The following is an 18,249-nucleotide window of genomic DNA, read 5'->3' as shown; positions in this document are numbered from 1 at the left end:
AATATTATAATGCAACTATAACATCATTGTCCGCATTTATTCAAGGTCGCTACGGTCACCTAACATGCGGACAGCATAGACTTGATCACAAAATCCTCGTAGTCCGTTATAGATCCTTTGCATACGGGAGTCATGTTCCACTAGTCCAAAGACTGTCGGTCCGCTTCCACTCATCAAGACAGCATCTGCGCCGAACGTCTTCATTTGGTCTTTAATGTTGGCCACCTCTGGATACAATTGCAATGTAACCTGCTCCAGTACATTTCCCAGACCGTCGCATACACGTTCATAACTATTATCCCTTATGGCCGAAATCATACCGGGAATATCAGGATGATCCATTTTGGCAACCTGCAATCGTTTATATATATCAGCGGTAGATACGCCAATAGTCGGTTTGGCTAAAATAACCCAGCATTTGGGCGGTGTAGGAAGATGCATGATTTTTTCCCCACGTCCTGTAGCCAAAGCCGTCCCTCCATATACACAAAACGAAACATCAGAACCGATTTCTGCCCCTATTTCAGCAAGTTCATCCATGGAAAGTCCTAACTTCCACAGTCTATTTAATCCTCTTAATGTAGCAGCGGCATCACTGCTTCCACCTGCAAGTCCGGCTGCTACAGGAATATTTTTCTCTATTGTAATAGAAACACCTTTATTAATTCCATAACGTTCCTTTAAAATGAATGCAGCTTGATACGCCAAGTTCCGATGATCATCCGGAACGAATCGATTATGAGATAGAATTTGAATGTGGTTCCCTTTTATTTCTTTTAGCTCTATTCTATCGGCAAGATCGACTGTCGTCATGATCATCTCCACCTCGTGATACCCATCAGGCCGTTTGAAAAGCACATCCAAAGCTAAATTAATTTTAGCCGGGGCTTTTTCCATAAGCTTCAATATGTCCACCTACTTTAACGTTCTTAAAAGTTCTTGTCCTATTCTATCATATTTGTTTCTATTCTAAAGGTTTTTTCATCGTATTTACAATGTATTGAAGTGGAGAATACCTTAGAGGGGAGAAAAGGACTGCGGGGAGAGGGGGCCGTTGCTCCTTCTTGAAGGACTTGCCATGCAACTTAGTGCCCGTTATTCGCTTATGTTTCTTTATAATAAAAGGCCAGACTCCTGTATCTACAATGTAAGCATAAAAGGATATCGCTATACATTGAAGAAAGAGCCTGGCCCATTTCGTAAGGACAGCATGATTCATTTTAGTGAGATTTTATTCTTTATCCACCATTTGACGTTGTGCTTTTTCGATTGCAAGTTTTACCATGTTTCCTGCGTCGCGGGCTCGAATTCCGCCCCAACCCTCTTTTTGGACAACATCGTAAAATCCAAGTTCTTTTGCCAATTCCTCTTTAAAGTCCTCGGACATAATCCCTTTTTTTCTACTCAAGCGAAACAACCCCTTTCACATGCTGTCACATGCCTATTGTTTGTTACATACGCTATTTCATGCTTACTTATTCCACCCTGAACTGGTCACACCTGGATTTTGGACAAATCAAAAAGTAGCAAACATATTGTCTGCTACTTCCTCTAAGTTAAATCTCTTGTTGTTTGTTTAAAAAGGTTAGTTCCACGGCTTCCGTTAATACATCCGCATAGCTGTAAGATACTCTTTCAAACGCATTTTCATCTTGGTCGAGTTCAATTACAAAAACAGCCGGATAAGTTTCCGCCAAAATTCCAAAACGTTCTACAGTCTTTCTTCTTCCACCGTTTGCTTTCAAAAGCAATCTTTTACCTAGGTTTGAATCAAGTGCAGTTTTAATATCAGCTAGAGTTTTTGGCATTTTCGGTCCACCTCACTAATTATAGTATATCACAAATTGTTAATATACGCAAACAAAATAATAAATTATATCAGCAGTTAAAAATGTAGTCAATATATTTTTACCTTAATTCCGCAAAAATCGTTAACATTTTTATTATCTCCTAGTAATTGAAAATATATGTAAGCGAACTATTCATTATCAAAAAGGAAAAATTTTCGCTACTGAGTCCTCTGCTCCCTTTTTCGATTAAAAAAATCCTGTCAGAATTATTGATATCCGAAATTTCAAGCAATAAATTAAGCTGCATTCTTTCAAAATGCAGCTCATCATTCTTCCTGGAAAGGTTTAAAGGGGAGTCCTGTTCGAAGCATGCCTTTTGTTTCAATCCCGCCCAATCCTTTTTCGCCTGTTAACGTATTGCGAAGAACATCCCAAACATGAAGATTCTCCATATAGGCCGTGAAACTTACCTTACCGACAATATATACGGGATCAAGCGCATGAATATTCACGCGCGAAGGGGAACTTGCATAATTAGCCCCTGCTTGGATGATCGATTCAAAGTGGGATTGACAAGCACCAGCGAATATAACTAGTTGATCTAGATGTGATACCTTCTTTCTCGCCTCACGGACGGTTTGCACGAAATCCTTGGAGTGACGATAGGCGTTGATATCGGACATCGGTCCATTTGATTTAGAATAGGCGTCATGACCCGTGACGACAAGGATATCTGGACGGTAATGGTCCAGTAGGCTGCCAATTCTCTGGGGCATTTCTTTTTCGTTACAATAGACGCCATTCACCGGTATGCCGAATTTCTGGTAAAGGTCCAGGCATTTTCGAAGATAGGAAGCATCCCCGTCTACATGTAGCACTCTGCCTGGTATTTGAAAGTATTCTCCGCTATAGCGGTACCCATTACTTGATTGATATCCGCTTTTTTGCTGCTGAAGCTCTAAATCTTGCGTTAATAGGCGGTAGGATTGTTCTTGGAGTGCTTCATTGGACTTTTGACGGACACTTCGCTCATTATCGTTTATAATCATCAAATCCTGAAAAGGTGCATCTGCGATTAGCCGAATATCTTCCCCGTAAAGAACCGCTTCACGTTTGCCGTAATTATCACGGATATCAATTACCCGAAATAGTACGTCGCATTTATAAGAGAGCCGACCGACAATATCATTTATCTGAACATTCATTGCTCCACCCCATGAGAAGACTTATTTTAAAGCCCACCCTAGATTGTTTTCTTTCTTAAGTTATGCTAACGCTCCACGAATGGTGAAAGTGAAAATTGGGGTATATCATATGCGGGAATCGGTTCACTACCCGCTCTAATCCAAAAAAAAAGCCGGATGAGGGAGAATAGAACCCCTTTCCGACGTTAGATTGGTAATGGTTATTTAAAATTCGGCAGTAATGCATCACTCAAGCGTCCAAATTCCTCAATGCTCAATGTTTCCCCTCGCCTAGTCGGGTCGACTTCTACGGCCTTAAGAGCAGCAAGAATCAATTCCTTTTTCGCTTTTCCTTCCGGCAACTGACTTGTTAAGTTATTTAATATCGTTTTTCGGCGCTGTGCAAAGCTCGCCCGGGTCACGACGAACAAAAAGTCCTCATCTTGTACTTCGACAATCGGTGTAACCCGTCTTGTGAGGCGAATAACAGCCGAATCGACATTCGGTTGCGGCATGAACACCGTTTTTGGAACGATCATAACCGTCTCTGCTTCCGTATAATATTGAATGGCAATCGATAAAGAACCATATTCCTTCGTGCCTGGCTTAGCTGCGATTCGATCGGCGACTTCCTTTTGCAACATACATACGATGCCTCTAATCGGTAAGTCCTCTGACAAAAGCTTCAAAATGATGGGAGTAGTAACATAGTAAGGAAGGTTGGCTACGACCATTATATCCTTGATATCCTTGAACTCTTCCTCGATGGCCTGCTTGACATCCGCTTTCAAGACATCCCCATGGATGATTTTCACATTGTCGTATGGAGACAGTGTATCGGCTAGTATCGGAAGTAAGCGCTGATCTATTTCGAAGGCTGTGACCTTTTTGCTGCTTTTCGCTAATTGTTCAGTCAGCGCCCCTATACCTGGCCCAATTTCAATCGCTCCACTTTCCTCTGTCAACTCCGCATGCTCGACAATCCGCTTCAGGATATTCGTATCGATTAGGAAATTTTGCCCTAGGCTCTTTTTAAACGAAAATCCGTACTTCTTTAGGATGTCTTTCGTTCTGACAGGGGTTGCTATATCTTTATTCATGATTTTCCTCCTGATTTATCTGTACAATCGCTTCGCTAAAAGCCTCAGTTGATATTTGAAACATTTTTAATCGCTTGTATAATTGCTTACCATTTGTAAAACCGATCTTTAAGATGGAACCAAGTCTTTCTCTTCGCTCTCTAGCTCCCGCACCACCGATTAAACCTGCATCTATTAAATCCTGCTGGGATATTTCCTCTTGGGCTTCCTCATCCATGAGTTGTGCGTCTTTCAAGGCATTACGAATCGCTTCAGGTGAAGCGTGCTCCACGCCTATTCCCCTGCCTGACTTAGGCAACGCCTCTTTCTTCGTTAAAAAGGCATGTTTACAGCCCTTTACTTGTTCTGAAATGATATTTCTGATTTTTTGTCCTGGAAAATCCGGATCCGTAAAAATGATAACACCACGTGTGACTTGTGCCAACCTTACCTGATCTATACAGGATTGATTCACGGCGGAACCGTTCGTTTCTATGGTATCCGCATTGACCGCCCTTTTTATCGCTACTGTATCATCTTTACCTTCAACAACAATGATTTCTTTAATCTTTTTCATGTTTTCCTCCATACAGAAAAGCGCAAGACTTACTATGTAACAGACCTTGCCACGACTTTTCCATCGGGATGGCTTCTCACGCCATCACTCGATTCACTTTTAGTTTACACTGAAATTTTATAACTTATTGAATCGTCTCTTTTATTAAAGCAGGTTTATACTGTTGGTTTCAACAAATGGTAAAATAAAACGTCAAAAAAGCAGGAGACAATTTATCTCCTGCGAGAGAAAACTTATTAATCCAGTACTCGGATTTTCACTTTCTTTACACCCCAACGATAAGCGTCGTTTTTCGATGAAAAGAATACATCTATTCTGTTTCCCTTAATCGCTCCGCCCTTATCGGCAGCAGTAGCATAGCCATAACCCTCGACATAGACCTTCGAGCCCATGGGAATCACGCTTGGATCGACTGCTATGATTTTGGCATTAGGATTACTTTTCAGATCCACTCCTGTTGAAGTAACACCTGAACAGCCGTGGCAACTTGCTGTATAGGCCGTTGATGAGACGTAAATTTCTTTTCCGCTGGTAGAATTCACATTCGTTGCTCTCGGTGATTCTTGGGTTTCAAGCTTCTTAGTTCCGACCGCTACGACCTTATCCTGCTTTTTATTCACAACTTTTTCAGAAAGCAATTTCCTTTTGACTTCTTTTCCATTTTCTTTGATCACTTCGTATTCCTTGGAAGTAATACCCTTTTTTCCTTCTTTTTCGATCTTTTCTTTCCCTTTTAATAAAGAATCATCATTTTTAGTAATGACAGCATAATCGACAGGTTCTTCCACTACATCGGTGACTTTTTCAATTCGAATAACGTTTACCGTATTCTTTGCTTCAACTTTTTCCACTAATCCTGGTTCAACTCGATCTAAATCATTGAGTTTGACACCTTGTTGCTTTAAAAAGTCAGCGACCGTAGTCGAAGTTGACCAAACCTGCTTTTCTTTTCCACCTACCACCAAGTTCAGTGAAAAGGCTCTATCGATGCTAACTTCCATATCTGCTTTAAGCTTCGTGTCTTTTGAAGGAGTAACTTTATCCTTCTCATCTACTCCGAGCTCCTGCTCCTTGATAAATTCCTCTACGGTATCGGCGGTTGACCAGACTTCCTCTTGCTCACCATCTTGTACCATGACAATTTTTCGAGCCTGCTTGTACACTACCTCTAGATCATCAGCTACTTCACTGTCAACAGAAGGATGTACATAATCTGCGGCTTGAACCGTAATCTCTAAATCTTTTAACATATCATTTACAGTAGCCGCGTGTGTCCGCACTACCTCTTTTTTCCCGTCAAGCATGATTGTGACTGTATGCATTGTTCCTTTATGGATCAGTATTCCCAGCGCCGTAGTGACGAGAATTGCCGTGCATATCGCAACCGCTATTCGCTTCTTACCTACAAGTCTGGAAATAAGGTTTTTCATAGTTTTTGATAGAATGAAAAACTCCTCCTTCCTCCCGGTGATTATATAGACATACTTATCGAGCTGTCAACCCATCCACTTCTCATTTAGGAAATTATTACCTATTATGCATATTCCTCATAGAAAAGGAAAGGGTGACTTCTCGACATAAAACACCTATGTAGGGAGAGAGATTTGTAGAAACTTCAAAAAATGCTTTCTAAATAGCAAATCCCGGGAGAACGTGACCCAAAATGATGTCAATTAATGCCGAATAATTTCTTGGCATTACTCGTTGTCGCCTGGGATACTTCTTCCACGGAAAGTTGCTTGATGTCTGCAATTTGCTCGGCGACGAGTTTCACATAGGATGGTTCATTACGCTTTCCTCTAAAGGGATGGGGTGCTAGGTAAGGACAATCCGTCTCAATTAATAGACGATCCAATGGCACAGCTGCTGCTACTTCTTTTGGTTTCTTCGCATTCTTGAAGGTAACGGGTCCCCCCAATGAAATATAAAAGTTCATATCGATACATTCCAAAGCTGTTTCGGCACTACCACTAAAGCAATGCATGATGCCTCCCACTTCTGAAGCACCTTCTTCCTTTAATATGCTCACGATATCTGCGGTTGCTTCACGATTATGAATGATGATAGGCAACTTTACCTTTTTTGCTAGGCGTATTTGTTTTCTGAAAACTTCCTTTTGAATTTCCTTCGGCGATTTGTCCCAATGATAGTCAAGGCCCATTTCCCCTATAGCAACTATCTTAGGATGTGCGGAGAGTTCTTCAATCCACTGGAGATCTTCTTCCGTCATATCTATTGCATCAACAGGATGCCAACCGATTGCCGCAAACATAAAATCATATATTTCCACTAGTTCCATTGCTCTAGTGATGGTAGGGCGGTCAAAGCCGACGACAACCATGTTTTTTACGCCCGCTTCCTGCGCTCTTTCTATGACTTCTTCAAGATCTTCATTGAATTGCTCTGCATTTACATGTACATGTGTATCGAAAAGCATGTTTATTCTTCCTTTCTAGCACTATTTTATTTCGTAATGAGAGTTTTATGTTTCTCAATTAGGTAACAAAAAGATTACATAGTCCCTCCCTGAAGGCAGGGACTAAAGAATGGTCTCAGTAGATGCCTGCTGCACTGGGGCATATAAATAAAAAACATAAAAGTGTTTCATATGAAACACTTTTATGTTTTTTTGAGTTATTTCACTTTCGATCCATTAGGAATGGAAGCATCTATTGTAGCAACAGATAGGACGCCATCTTGGCTGCCAGCCAAAATCATTCCTTGAGAAAGCTCCCCACGTAATTTCACTGGTTTAAGATTGGTCACGCATATCACTTTTTTCCCTACTAATTCTTCTGGTTTGTAGTGCTGAGCAATCCCGGATACGACCTGCCGCTTCTCGTACCCAAGATCCAACTGTAGCTTAAGCAGTTTGTCGGCTTTTTTTACGGGCTCGACTTCCATTACCTGCGCTACACGCAACTCAACCTTTGTGAAATCATCGATTGTGATTTCATCAACTTCCGGAATTTCGACTTCTTCCTTTTCTTCCTCTTTGGACGTGCCACCCTGCATTTGTTCTTTAATATATTGAACTTCCTCTTCCATATCTAAACGCGGGAAGATAGGGTCCCCTTTTAACACTCTTGTATCGGAAGGAATTAATCCAAACTCGCTGAGACTATCCCATGTCTTCAAGTTCTCATCCTGAATGCCTAGCTGAGTAAAGACTTTTTCCGGTGCCTGCGTTAAAAATGGTTTCAATAGGACGGCTGTCCGGCGTAAAGATTCAGCCAAATGGACCATAACACTTGCAAGTTCCCCTTTTTTGGCTTCATCTTTAGCCAACGTCCACGGTTGGGTTTCATCGATGAACTTATTGGTCCTGCTCACAAGCTGCCAAATGGACGTAAGGGCAACGGAGAATTCCATTTTTTCCATGGCTTCTTCATATTTATGTACCGTATCTTGATTCATTTCAAGCAAGTTTGTTTCAAATTCGCCATTCGACCCTTGATAGTTTGGAATCACACCGTCGAAATACTTATTGACCATGGCTACGGTTCTGTTCAATAAATTACCTAGATCATTCGCTAAGTCAAAGTTAACCCGTTCTACAAATCCCTCTGGAGTAAATACCCCGTCAGAACCGAATGGGACTTCACGAAGAAGGTAATAACGTAAGGAATCCAAACCGTATCGATCAATCAATGTAACCGGATCGACCACGTTCCCTTTTGACTTCGACATTTTGCCGTCTTTCATAAGCAACCAGCCGTGGGCAAATACCTTTTTCGGAAGCGGCATATCGAGAGCCATTAACATGATCGGCCAGTATATGGTATGGAAACGAACGATTTCCTTCCCTACTAGGTGAACGTCCGCCGGCCAGTAATTCCTGTATTTAGAATCATCATCCGTCCCATACCCTAAAGCTGTAATATAGTTAGTCAACGCATCAATCCAGACATAAATGACATGCTTCGGATCTCCCGGTACTTTAATTCCCCAGTCAAAAGTTGTACGAGAAACGGCCAAATCTTCTAATCCCGGTTTGATAAAGTTATTGATCATTTCATTTTTTCTTGATTCAGGCTGGATGAACTCAGGGTTTTCCTCATAGAACTTCAATAAACGGTCAGCATACTTACTCATCTTGAAGAAATATGACTCTTCCTTAACCTTCTCGACTGGTCGGCCACAATCTGGACATTTCCCATTACCTTCTTCGACTTGGCGTTCCGTAAAGAAAGATTCACATGGTGTACAATATAATCCTTCATATTGATCCAAGTATATGTCGCCCTGATCCAGCAGCTTCTTGAATATTTTTGCCACAACCTCTTTATGGCGGTCTTCTGTCGTCCTTATGAAGTCATCATAAGATATATCAAGCTTATTCCAAAGCTCTTTTATTCCAGACACGATATTGTCCACATACTGTTTAGGTGTGATGCCCTGTTCAGCTGCTTTGCGCTGGATTTTCTGACCATGTTCATCCGTTCCCGTTAAGTACATAACGTCAAAGCCACGCATCCTTTTGTAACGAGCCATGGCATCTCCTGCCACCGTCGTATACGCATGCCCTATATGTAAATTACCACTTGGATAATATATGGGTGTTGTAATATAAAATGTATTTGATTTTTCCTGCATTTTATTGCCTCCTCATCATTTGCAAAACTGGCTAAGGACTTGCCCCTGCCAATTAGAGCACAGTAAAACTATTATCTCTATTTTAACCCTATCTGTCATTCTATGCGACAAGAATCAACAATCATTTCATCCTGAAATTCGAATGAAAGGCAAAGAATTTCTAATCAGTGCTTAATGCTTGCAAGGTTGTCTTCACCCTATTTTCAGCATTTCCTCTTACCTCAACAAAATATACCTTACTATTCATATTTTGCGCAACATCTCCCATTCTATTTGGACGTTTTACAGGAATATTATCCTATATTCCGAATTTTTGATTTGAAACTAAAATAACATTACTCTTATAATAGGGAAGAGATAGAGCTCCATTATCATAGTTTGTCGAATCTTGGTGAAGTAAATGGTTCCGCAGACAAGCTAGGACTAAGGCTTTTTTGCTTTATTACTTTTCGTATCCTTTATAAAAAGCGATAATGAGCTCTTACAGAAAAATGAAAATAAATCATTGACGAATATGGGAATGGCTGGTATTATAAATTTATAAAAAAAATTGTCGAATAATGACGAAAAAAATAGAAAAAGGTACTAAATTGTATTTTGAGAGGGGAATTTTCAATGAAATCTACAGGAATCGTTCGTAAAGTTGATGAGTTAGGCCGGGTAGTTATTCCAATCGAGCTTCGCCGTACATTAGGCATCGCTGAGAAAGATGCTTTAGAAATCTATGTGGATGATGAGCGCATTATCTTAAAAAAATATAAACCTAACATGACTTGTCAAGTAACTGGTGAAGTTTCTGATAACAATCTTACACTTGCTAATGGTAAGTTAATTCTTAGCCGTGAAGGTGCAGAAATGTTAATTAAAGAAATTCAACAAAACTTTGCAACTTCTAACTAATATAGATAAAAAACTTCCGAATATCGGAAGTTTTTTTTTGTCCATTTAGTTGGCATCTATATGAAATGCCTGGTATACGTCGCGTTTTTGCATATTTCGATCTTTTGCAACTTGCTTTATGGCATCCTTTGAAGGCATTTTCTTCGTTTCGATATAATAGTTGACATGCCCAACAATGTCGAAAGCTGACCACCATGCTTCTTCTGGGTCTTCTTCCTGTTCTTGAGCACCCTCTATTATCAAACAGAACTCACCGCGCACCTCATTTTCAGCCGCCCAATTCATTGCCTCACTTAATGTACCGCGAATAAACTCTTCAAACTTCTTGGTTAATTCACGACATAGGACTATTTGTCGGTCTCCTAGGATTTCATGCATATGTTTCAAGGTTTCCTTTAAGCGGTGAGGCGATTCATATACAATCCAAGTAGCTTCCATTTTTTTTAACTTTTCCAACTCTTGTTTCTTTTCTTTTGCTCCCCGCTTTAGGAAACCATAGAAATAAAAGGGTTGAGGGGAAAGCCCTGAGGCAATCAACGCCGTTAATGCCGCATTGGCTCCTGGCAAGGGGATAACCTTAAACTGTTCAGCAATTGCTTCCCTCACAAGTTCATAGCCTGGATCGGAAATCGTTGGTAAACCGGCATCACTGACGAGAGCGATCACTTGGCCTGAACGAAGTCGCTCAAGCATTTGCCGTCCGCTGTTTTCCTTATTATGCTCATGATAACTGACGATAGGTGTAGAAATCTCAAAGTAATTACATAGTTTTTTTGTATTTCGCGTATCCTCGGCAGCTATGACATCTGCTTCCTTTAAAATCCTAAGAGCGCGGAAACTCATATCTTCAAGATTGCCTATAGGAGTAGGGACTAGATATAAAGCCGGTTCCAACCCCTCTTTTTCAAAACTCTTTTGCTGCCACATAGATTATGTCTCCTCCTTTGCCATCCACTTTTCTTTTTGTTTTCTGGTTAGTTGCTTGAACTGGTATTCTGCCTTCATGGCCAAAGTCTGGTTTTCAAACGTTTCATGATAAATCAGTTCCACAGGGGTCCGTCCACGCGTATATTTAGCGCCTTTCCCCTGATTATGCATATTGATCCTTCGTTCTAAATTATTGGTGTATCCCGCGTAATAACTATCATCGCTGCATTTTAAGACGTAGAAATAGTGCCTATTCGTCTCCATATAAAATCTTTCTGATTTCAGGATTATATTCATTCTGTTCATTGTACACAACGAGTGGAGGTAGGATTTTCAAATCCGGGTTTCCGTCTTTAATTCCTTCAATGAGAATCGTATTGGCCTCTTTTGTACTTTTTGGATAAACGAATTGCAACCTCTTCGGTTCAATCCGATACTCCCTCATCAGTCGTAGGATATCCATCAAACGACCAGGTCTATGGACGAATGCCGCTTTTCCACCCTGACGAAGTAACTGACTTGAAACACGCATGACGTCTTCCAATGTGCACATGATTTCATGACGGGCAATCGCAAAGTGTTCATTTTTATTGATTTCCTCAATGGACGGAGTCGGGAAGTACGGTGGGTTACACGTTACCACATCATATTTACTGTATCCTATTTGCTTTGGGATTTCTTTTATATCAGCATGGACCATTTCAATCTGCGAGGAAACCCCGTTATACTCCATGGTTCTTTGAGCCATGTCATATAGGCGATCCTGGATTTCGATGCCCGTAATGGACCCTTTAGTCCTTGTGCTTAGCAACAAGGGTATGACGCCATTGCCTGAACAAAGATCCACTAGCCTTCCCTTTTGGATCGGTACGCTTACAAACCTGGATAATAAAACGGCATCTAATGAAAAAGAAAACACCGATGGACTCTGGATGATCCGTAAATCCTCCGCCAACAGGTAATCCAGCCGTTCATCCCCTTTTAGTTCTACCATTGCTATTAACCCTCCTATATATGTAGAAAAAGCAGGATTAAGCCCTTACTTTAACCCTCACTCGTAACAAAAAGGGCCTGACTCATAGTATGCGTCAGACCCCGAATCACTATATATTGTAAACGGTCTATCTATCACGTAAAAGAGATGGAACATTCTTTTATATTATTCCATTTTCACTTCTTGTTTAAAAAAGATAAACAGAACAGGCAATCTCCTTCTTTACGTAAACTGCCAAAATGCAGATTACAAATATGGAAGCCTTCTTGATAGATACGGGCTAGATTATCATAGCCTTCCCCTATATCCATAACCTTATTCGTACTCTCAGTACGGTTCTTCGTCTTTTGTTTCTCTTTTATAGAAACAGGTTCACTCTCGGCATCCGCAAGGCCCAATCGATGACGCAAGTGCTCATTTTCTAACTTGAGCGATTGATTTCCTTCGAGGATTTCCGCAAGATTCTCCTTCAATTCTCCAAGCTGTTTATATAATTGGCCTATCTGGGCTTCCATATTGGTAACCGACTCAAAAATATCTTTCTTATCCACGCTCTCCCACCACCTTAATAATCTGTGGCTTGAATAGAAACGGCTCCCTCTTTTAGAATCTCATCTAAAGTATACTCTAATACTCTTTCCTGCTCGATTAGTTCAATCTGAAGTACGCGTTCTAGAATATTAAGCCCCACTACCTTGCCTTTGCCACCAGGCGTATCAATCATCTCACCTAAATCAGGAAGCATTTCCTTCGCACTCTCATACTCGTCATTTTCATATTTCAGACAGCACATCAATCGACCACATAATCCTGAGATTTTTGTAGGATTTAGTGATAAATTCTGATCTTTCGCCATTTTAATGGAAACAGGTTCAAAGTCTCCCAGAAATGTCGAGCAACAAAGCATTCTGCCACATGGTCCAATGCCACCAAGCATTTTAGCCTCATCCCTGACTCCAATCTGTCGAAGTTCAATCCTGGTTCTGAATATGGCTGCTAAATCTTTGACTAAATCACGGAAATCCACGCGACCATCCGCAGTAAAGTAAAACACTACCTTATTTCTATCAAAGGTATAGGACACGTCAACGAGCTTCATATCCAGCTTATGCTCATCGACCTTTTGACAACATATATAATAAGCTTCTTCTGCAGCAGACTTGTTTTCCTCAACAATTAGCTTATCTTTCGCATCTGCAACCCGAAGTACTTTTTTCAATGGCAGGACAACATCATTTTCATCTACTTGTTTACGGGCTGTAACAACCTTACCGAATTCAACACCGCGGACAGTCTCCACTATAACAAAATCGTCCTTGGGAATGGCGAATTCGCCCGGATCAAAGTAGTATATTTTGCCCGCTTTTTTAAAACGGACACCTACAACATCATACAAATCATGATCCCTCCTGCAAATTCAGCACAAGCTGTTCCATCAACAGCTGTGGATTTGTGTTGGACATCAACTTCCTTTTCGCTTCCAAAATAAACTCCATATGTTCAGCGAGTCGTCTCGGAGAAAGATGAAGAGCGTGAGTTTCAAATTCCTTCAGTTTATTTTGAAATACAATCAGGTCCTTCTTGTCCAATTGAATATATAATAAATCCTTATAAATAAGAAGTAACAAATCAAGGCCTCTGTCTACCTGTTCTCTATCTTTAAAGTGCGAAAACCAATCCGTCTGAAGGAACAATAAGGCCTTCAGGGAATTCTGTTTTAACACTTCATACAATTTTACCACTATTTTTTGGCCTTGTACAAACCATTCATCATGACTCATGTCAATTCCGTCTACCACATTCTGTGTTAAATGAGCGACGACAGCGGCCATCTGTGGGTCCACGTCCTGTTCCATCAGCTTTCGTTTGACATTCTCCGGTGATAACGGTTTAAACGAGATCAATTGGCACCTCGACAAAATGGTCGGTAGAATGCGCTGAACTTGTTCGGTCATCAGTATGGCTACCGTATCTCCTACAGGTTCTTCTAAAAACTTCAAGAGACTGTTCGCTGCCCCGACTGACATCTTATCCGCATCGGTAATCATGTACACTTTCCGATTGGCTTCCACACTTTTCTTTGAGAATTCCTCTTGAAGACTCTTAATTTGTTCCTTTTTAATGGACAGTCCATCTTTTTCAATCAAATGGATATCCGGATGGTTTCCACTAGAAATTCGTTTGCAGTTCTTACACTGTCCGCATGGCTCAAAGCCTTCGACCGGGTTCTCGCATAGTAAGCTTTTTGCAAAAGTTTTGCTTACCTCTTTCTTACCTGTACCTGTATCCCCTTCAAATATATACGCATGAGCCACTCTGTTCTTCGTGATGCTATTTTGCAACATCGTCATAACCTGCGGCTGAATTTGTCTCATTTCCTGCCATGTTTTATCCAACATCATCACTCACTTACGTATATAAATTAATCAGCAGTCCTTTAATTTCGCCTATCATTTCTAATATCTCAAGCGAACTCTTCTCTTTATTTAAAATTTCCTCGCTTAACTCGATCAGTTTCGCATCAATCGTTTCCACGGTCTTCAATGGTCGACTCTGTCCGTATTGATTCCAGCTCGTGGACTGCTTCAGTTCAAGACCATACTCAACAGCTTCGCGCACAAACCGCTTCACTAATGCCTTATATTTGGCTAGTTCCCTAAAGGTCCGGGATCGGACCAGGCGCTGACCTGCCCCTTCAATGTCCCCGATTAAACGATTCAAAGTTTGAACCTGCATCTTCTGGTCCTGTGTTTGAACCAGTTGTTGAAACCTTCCATTACCTGATTGCATTTGTTTATTATCCTGCCGGGCTTTATCCAAATTAATAGGTATGTCATGGTTGATTTTCATAAAGAACCTCCATATATCTAGCCGTTAAAATTGCAGAAAATTTTCAACCGGCAGGACAAATATGGTTGCACCGCCTACTTGAATTTCCACCGGATATGGTACATACGATTCGGCATTGCCACCCATTGGTGAGACCGGGGAGACTAATTGAGAACGCGACTGACAACTCCGCTTGATTATCTCAATCGCCTGATCGACACGTGTATCCTCCGTGCCAATCATAAAGGTTGTATTCCCTGATTTTAAAAACCCACCCGTACTGGCGAGCTTGGTTGTCCTGAAATTATGATCCACTAATTCATTAAGCAGCCGATGGCTATCCTTATCTTGAACGACAGCAATGATCATTTTCATTCTCATCATCCTCCGCTTACTATGAATTTTCACTACCTTACTCCCATTATAACAATTTGTGCTTACATGGAATAGGGTGCAGTTGAATAATATGGAAATCCTAGCGTACCGTTATCTCTTCTTCAAAGCTATCATTAATTGATTCTTCGCTTCTTGGAAAACTTCCTCGATTGATTGATCGGCATCAATGATAACGTAACGATCCTTCCATCTGCTAATGGTTAGCTGATAACCCTCATATACCTTTTCATGAAACTCCAGAGCCTCCAAATCCAGTCGATTCACTTCACGGTCCCCGTTTGACTGTATCCGTCTTAAACCCTCTTCAGGTTTTATATCGAAAAAGAACGTCGCATCAGGCATCATGTCACCAATTGCAAATTTATTAATATTGTATACATCTTCTATATCTAAGCCCCTTGCATAGCCTTGATAGGCCAAAGAGCTATCAATGAATCGGTCACAGAGGACGATGGTCCCCTTTTCTAGTGCAGGGATGACTTTTTCCACCAAATGCTGCCGCCTTGCAGCAGCATATAGTAAAGCCTCCGTTCTTGAATCCATTGCTGTATTGTCTTTATTCAAGATAACTTCTCTTATTTGTTCGGATATCGGGATGCCACCTGGTTCCCGTGTTAGCAAAACTTGATAACCTTCTTGTTGGAGGGCGTACCCGAGCATGTGAATGATTGTTGTTTTCCCTGCTCCCTCAGGCCCTTCCATTGTTATAAAAATCCCACGATTCATTGGTGTACCTCCAAGGTTCTTTGTTTGTAGTATATCATTTTATCCAACCTGGCTGCCCTCATAAACAATCAGCTTCCCGCTTGAAAGGAAAGAACCTCCATGGAATCTTGAATCCAATGCTAACAGTCTCCCTAAATTATCGATATGCTCTGATGTAATCATTTCCCCGGTCATAATCAAGGGGATGCCAGGAGGATAAGGAATGACCATTTCCGCAGATACCGCACCGATTGCTTTTCCAAACTCAACTTGGACCGTACTTTTTTGTTTCATGACAGAGTATGGATAGGCAAGGCTCGTCATGGCGTTTTTACCGAGTGCACTTTGTGGAACAACTTCTTCATTTTGTTCTCCTGATCTATCTTTCATCGCACTTGATGCTCGTTCGATTTTTTTGATGATTTCCTTAAAAGGAAAATCCTGTTCTTCCTTTACTAAAGGAAGAGTCATCAAAAGATTGTAGGGATCCGCAAGTTCCGGATATAGGTTTTCCCCTTCAAATAACTTCTGTAACTGAAATCCACTTAAGCCTGTCGTGGACTGGATGACGACTTTCAAGGGGTCGGCAGACGTTCCCAATGGTGCCTCCAGTACTCGTATCGTGCCGAGCTTGCCCAACTCCCCTCTGAAGTCTGAAATCCTTTTGATGAGCTGGTTTTGGTCTTCTATTGTAAATGATGCTAGATATCCGCGCGCTAAGTCAAGAGACCCCATGATGGGATAAGAAGGACTGCTCGATTGTAGCATTTGTAAATAGAAAGTCATCTTGTCCAAATCCAACAAATCAGAATGAATATGAAGGTAGGACCCCATCGTCATGGCTGGCAATGTTTTATGGGCTGAGTGTACAACTGCATCGGCTCCCGCCAGTATCGCGGAGTCGGGAAAAAGGCTTCCCAATTGAAAGTGAGCACCATGTGCCTCATCTACCAACACGGGAATACCTCTTTCATGTGCCATTTTTACAAGGCCAGACAATCCTTTTTCAGCAAGTCCATAGTAATTCGGGTTGGTCAATATGACAGCCTTGGCATCCGAATGTACATCCAAGGCCTCACCCAATAGATCTGAACTGATGCCACCCGCTACTTCCCATTCCCGATAAAATATAGGTTGTAAAAAAACAGGCCGTACATTTGCCAACATCAGGCCATGCAAGATGGATTTATGACAATTCCTTTGAACCAGTACCTTGTCTCCCTCCCCACAGGCCGCAAGGATCATGGCTAGGTTACCTACAGTTGTTCCATTGACCAAAAAATAACTCTTCTGGACTCCATATAAGTCAGCAAGTAGTCTCTCAGCTTCCAATATGACACCTTCTGGAGCATGTAAATCATCCAGGCCACTTATTTCTGTAGCGTCTATTCCAAGTAGGGGCTTATAGAGTGCACGACCTTTTTCATTGAACACTTGACCATTTTTATGGCCCGGGACATGTAATGAAATGGGTCCCTTTTTATATAAATTGCTCATCGCATCGAACAATGGCGTATGTAATTGATTCATTTCCCTCTTCCTTCAACATCATAATGTTCTTCATTTTATCAAATTTGTCCAAGATTATCTTATCTAAAAGGTAAAAGTTCAATCAAGCGGTTCATTTCCCTCCTCATGGAAAAAGAGTTAGAGAATAAAGAAATCGCCATTTCTTTATTCTCTAACTCTACAACTATCTACAACTACTTACATTATGAACAAATTTCCGGATTCGTAATTTTCCTTAACTGTTTCAAATAGTACTTATACCTGGGGTCATTCGTATCCGTCCCAATCATATCCCTTTCGCATTCTTCACAGATGAAAGTCGTATATAGGTGTATCCCCATGCCTTTTACTTGTTCACATACCACGCACGATTCCCCTGCTGTTGTTTTGGTTGTTGTTTTCCCCAACATCTCCACCTCCATAGCTGCATTCTCCCCAAAAACCATTGTCCGCATACATAGAATTAAAATAGTTTAAGAGAACTCGGGGCTGCTTTTAATAATGTATGATAATGGCTTACATTAGGTGTATGTCTATATAAAAATTCCCCGTCTCCGAGATTGTTTTCATAAAAAACAATTTCTCATTTGAAGTTCAATGATCAGATTCCATAATGCAACTCGTTCTTTCTGCACACAAAAAAAGGCCAAGCCTAATGGCTGACCTTTGAAATGGCTTGGCGGCGTCCTACTCTCACAGGGGGAAACCCCCAACTACCATCGGCGCTGAAGAGCTTAACTGCCGTGTTCGGAATGGGAACGGG

The 18,249-nt window shown here is 41.1% G+C and carries 21 protein-coding genes and 1 rRNA gene; 1 reads left to right on the top strand and 21 read right to left on the bottom strand.

All coding sequences use genetic code 11. From position 1 onward, the window contains the following. Positions 1-36 precede the first annotated feature (36 nt). The 9 genes from ispE to metG form a co-directional block, all read right to left on the bottom strand. Positions 37-906: a 4-(cytidine 5'-diphospho)-2-C-methyl-D-erythritol kinase gene (gene ispE / locus ACIQXH_RS19390; protein ID WP_402875900.1), complete on the bottom strand. Its 870-nt coding sequence runs from the start codon at positions 904-906 to the stop codon at positions 37-39. 325 nt (positions 907-1,231) lie between these two features. Continuing rightward, entirely contained in the window at positions 1,232-1,408 is a 177-nt protein-coding gene (locus ACIQXH_RS19385; protein WP_402875898.1) for a small, acid-soluble spore protein, alpha/beta type, read from the bottom strand. 148 nt (positions 1,409-1,556) lie between these two features. Then, positions 1,557-1,808 carry a biofilm formation stimulator Veg gene (veg, locus tag ACIQXH_RS19380; protein WP_402875897.1) on the bottom strand — a complete coding sequence of 84 codons (252 nt, stop codon included), beginning with the start codon at positions 1,806-1,808 and terminating at the stop codon, positions 1,557-1,559. A gap of 308 nt (positions 1,809-2,116) precedes the next feature. Then, the gene (yabG, locus tag ACIQXH_RS19375; protein WP_402875895.1) at positions 2,117-2,995 is read right to left on the bottom strand and encodes a sporulation peptidase YabG; all 879 of its coding nucleotides are present in this window, start codon (positions 2,993-2,995) and stop codon (positions 2,117-2,119) included. A gap of 200 nt (positions 2,996-3,195) precedes the next feature. Then, on the bottom strand, positions 3,196-4,074 hold the full coding sequence (rsmA, locus tag ACIQXH_RS19370) for a 16S rRNA (adenine(1518)-N(6)/adenine(1519)-N(6))-dimethyltransferase RsmA (RefSeq protein WP_402875893.1): 879 nt from the start codon (positions 4,072-4,074) through the stop codon (positions 3,196-3,198). Then, on the bottom strand, positions 4,067-4,630 hold the full coding sequence (rnmV, locus tag ACIQXH_RS19365; RefSeq protein WP_402875892.1) for a ribonuclease M5: 564 nt from the start codon (positions 4,628-4,630) through the stop codon (positions 4,067-4,069). The genes rsmA and rnmV overlap by 8 nt, the downstream gene beginning before the upstream one ends. Before the next feature lie 236 nt (positions 4,631-4,866). After that, a complete protein-coding gene (locus ACIQXH_RS19360; RefSeq protein WP_402959599.1) occupies positions 4,867-5,952 on the bottom strand; it encodes a ubiquitin-like domain-containing protein in 1,086 nt (361 codons plus the stop codon). Between the two features lie 347 nt (positions 5,953-6,299). Beyond that, positions 6,300-7,067, bottom strand: coding sequence for a TatD family hydrolase (locus ACIQXH_RS19355; protein WP_402959597.1), 768 nt, complete (start codon positions 7,065-7,067; stop codon positions 6,300-6,302). Between the two features lie 197 nt (positions 7,068-7,264). Then, positions 7,265-9,226: a methionine--tRNA ligase gene (gene metG / locus ACIQXH_RS19350; protein WP_403125352.1), complete on the bottom strand. Its 1,962-nt coding sequence runs from the start codon at positions 9,224-9,226 to the stop codon at positions 7,265-7,267. Between the two features lie 615 nt (positions 9,227-9,841). Between metG and ACIQXH_RS19345 the strand changes: the two genes are divergently transcribed. Beyond that, positions 9,842-10,126: a transition state genes transcriptional regulator AbrB gene (locus ACIQXH_RS19345; protein ID WP_402875885.1), complete on the top strand. Its 285-nt coding sequence runs from the start codon at positions 9,842-9,844 to the stop codon at positions 10,124-10,126. A 45-nt stretch (positions 10,127-10,171) separates the two neighbouring features. Here ACIQXH_RS19345 and rsmI read toward each other — a convergent pair whose 3' ends face one another. The 12 genes from rsmI to rrf all read right to left on the bottom strand — a co-directional run. Next, on the bottom strand, positions 10,172-11,053 hold the full coding sequence (gene rsmI, locus ACIQXH_RS19340; protein WP_402959594.1) for a 16S rRNA (cytidine(1402)-2'-O)-methyltransferase: 882 nt from the start codon (positions 11,051-11,053) through the stop codon (positions 10,172-10,174). Between the two features lie 3 nt (positions 11,054-11,056). After that, the gene (locus ACIQXH_RS19335) at positions 11,057-11,317 is read right to left on the bottom strand and encodes a GIY-YIG nuclease family protein (RefSeq protein ID WP_402875881.1); all 261 of its coding nucleotides are present in this window, start codon (positions 11,315-11,317) and stop codon (positions 11,057-11,059) included. Further along, positions 11,304-12,047, bottom strand: coding sequence for a tRNA1(Val) (adenine(37)-N6)-methyltransferase (locus tag ACIQXH_RS19330; protein ID WP_402875879.1), 744 nt, complete (start codon positions 12,045-12,047; stop codon positions 11,304-11,306). The genes ACIQXH_RS19335 and ACIQXH_RS19330 overlap by 14 nt, the downstream gene beginning before the upstream one ends. Before the next feature lie 176 nt (positions 12,048-12,223). After that, positions 12,224-12,598 carry a DNA replication initiation control protein YabA gene (gene yabA / locus ACIQXH_RS19325; RefSeq protein WP_402875877.1) on the bottom strand — a complete coding sequence of 125 codons (375 nt, stop codon included), beginning with the start codon at positions 12,596-12,598 and terminating at the stop codon, positions 12,224-12,226. Positions 12,599-12,612: 14 nt separating this feature from the next. Further along, positions 12,613-13,443, bottom strand: a complete 831-nt coding sequence (gene ricT / locus ACIQXH_RS19320) for a competence/sporulation regulator complex protein RicT (protein WP_402875876.1) — start codon at positions 13,441-13,443, stop codon at positions 12,613-12,615. A gap of 1 nt (position 13,444) precedes the next feature. Then, entirely contained in the window at positions 13,445-14,443 is a 999-nt protein-coding gene (gene holB / locus ACIQXH_RS19315; RefSeq protein ID WP_402875874.1) for a DNA polymerase III subunit delta', read from the bottom strand. 13 nt (positions 14,444-14,456) lie between these two features. Next, on the bottom strand, positions 14,457-14,897 hold the full coding sequence (locus ACIQXH_RS19310) for a YaaR family protein (protein WP_402875872.1): 441 nt from the start codon (positions 14,895-14,897) through the stop codon (positions 14,457-14,459). 24 nt (positions 14,898-14,921) lie between these two features. Then, a complete protein-coding gene (locus ACIQXH_RS19305) occupies positions 14,922-15,251 on the bottom strand; it encodes a cyclic-di-AMP receptor (RefSeq protein WP_402875870.1) in 330 nt (109 codons plus the stop codon). 111 nt (positions 15,252-15,362) lie between these two features. Continuing rightward, complete coding sequence (gene tmk, locus ACIQXH_RS19300; protein WP_402875868.1) at positions 15,363-15,998, bottom strand: dTMP kinase; 636 nt, start codon at positions 15,996-15,998, stop codon at positions 15,363-15,365. A 39-nt stretch (positions 15,999-16,037) separates the two neighbouring features. Continuing rightward, positions 16,038-17,507, bottom strand: a complete 1,470-nt coding sequence (locus ACIQXH_RS19295; RefSeq protein WP_403125349.1) for an aminotransferase class I/II-fold pyridoxal phosphate-dependent enzyme — start codon at positions 17,505-17,507, stop codon at positions 16,038-16,040. A 182-nt stretch (positions 17,508-17,689) separates the two neighbouring features. Further along, positions 17,690-17,896 carry a sigma factor G inhibitor Gin gene (locus ACIQXH_RS19290; RefSeq protein WP_403125368.1) on the bottom strand — a complete coding sequence of 69 codons (207 nt, stop codon included), beginning with the start codon at positions 17,894-17,896 and terminating at the stop codon, positions 17,690-17,692. 264 nt (positions 17,897-18,160) lie between these two features. After that, positions 18,161-18,249: ribosomal RNA gene (gene rrf, locus ACIQXH_RS19285) — 5S ribosomal RNA — on the bottom strand; the annotation flags it as partial.

It is taken from the genome of Peribacillus sp. NPDC097225 (genome assembly GCF_044761955.1).
Classification (GTDB): domain Bacteria; phylum Bacillota; class Bacilli; order Bacillales; family DSM-1321; genus Peribacillus.
Note: the sequence above shows the minus strand (reverse complement) of the source record. Positions and strands in the feature narration are given on the sequence as shown.

Bases quoted from the DNA above. Each gene is read 5' to 3' on its own strand.
- veg (WP_402875897.1), bottom strand. From the start codon at position 1,808: ATGCCAAAAACTCTAGCTGATATTAAAACTGCACTTGATTCAAACCTA.
- yabG (WP_402875895.1), bottom strand. From the start codon at position 2,995: ATGAATGTTCAGATAAATGATATTGTCGGTCGGCTCTCTTATAAATGC.
- rsmA (WP_402875893.1), bottom strand. From the start codon at position 4,074: ATGAATAAAGATATAGCAACCCCTGTCAGAACGAAAGACATCCTAAAG.
- rnmV (WP_402875892.1), bottom strand. From the start codon at position 4,630: ATGAAAAAGATTAAAGAAATCATTGTTGTTGAAGGTAAAGATGATACA.
- ACIQXH_RS19360 (WP_402959599.1), bottom strand. From the start codon at position 5,952: ATGCATACAGTCACAATCATGCTTGACGGGAAAAAAGAGGTAGTGCGG.
- ACIQXH_RS19355 (WP_402959597.1), bottom strand. From the start codon at position 7,067: ATGCTTTTCGATACACATGTACATGTAAATGCAGAGCAATTCAATGAA.
- metG (WP_403125352.1), bottom strand. From the start codon at position 9,226: ATGCAGGAAAAATCAAATACATTTTATATTACAACACCCATATATTAT.
- ACIQXH_RS19345 (WP_402875885.1), top strand. From the start codon at position 9,842: ATGAAATCTACAGGAATCGTTCGTAAAGTTGATGAGTTAGGCCGGGTA.
- rsmI (WP_402959594.1), bottom strand. From the start codon at position 11,053: ATGTGGCAGCAAAAGAGTTTTGAAAAAGAGGGGTTGGAACCGGCTTTA.
- ACIQXH_RS19335 (WP_402875881.1), bottom strand. From the start codon at position 11,317: ATGGAGACGAATAGGCACTATTTCTACGTCTTAAAATGCAGCGATGAT.
- ACIQXH_RS19330 (WP_402875879.1), bottom strand. From the start codon at position 12,047: ATGGTAGAACTAAAAGGGGATGAACGGCTGGATTACCTGTTGGCGGAG.
- ACIQXH_RS19310 (WP_402875872.1), bottom strand. From the start codon at position 14,897: ATGAAAATCAACCATGACATACCTATTAATTTGGATAAAGCCCGGCAG.
- ACIQXH_RS19305 (WP_402875870.1), bottom strand. From the start codon at position 15,251: ATGAAAATGATCATTGCTGTCGTTCAAGATAAGGATAGCCATCGGCTG.
- tmk (WP_402875868.1), bottom strand. From the start codon at position 15,998: ATGAATCGTGGGATTTTTATAACAATGGAAGGGCCTGAGGGAGCAGGG.
- ACIQXH_RS19295 (WP_403125349.1), bottom strand. From the start codon at position 17,507: ATGAATCAATTACATACGCCATTGTTCGATGCGATGAGCAATTTATAT.
- ACIQXH_RS19290 (WP_403125368.1), bottom strand. From the start codon at position 17,896: ATGTTGGGGAAAACAACAACCAAAACAACAGCAGGGGAATCGTGCGTG.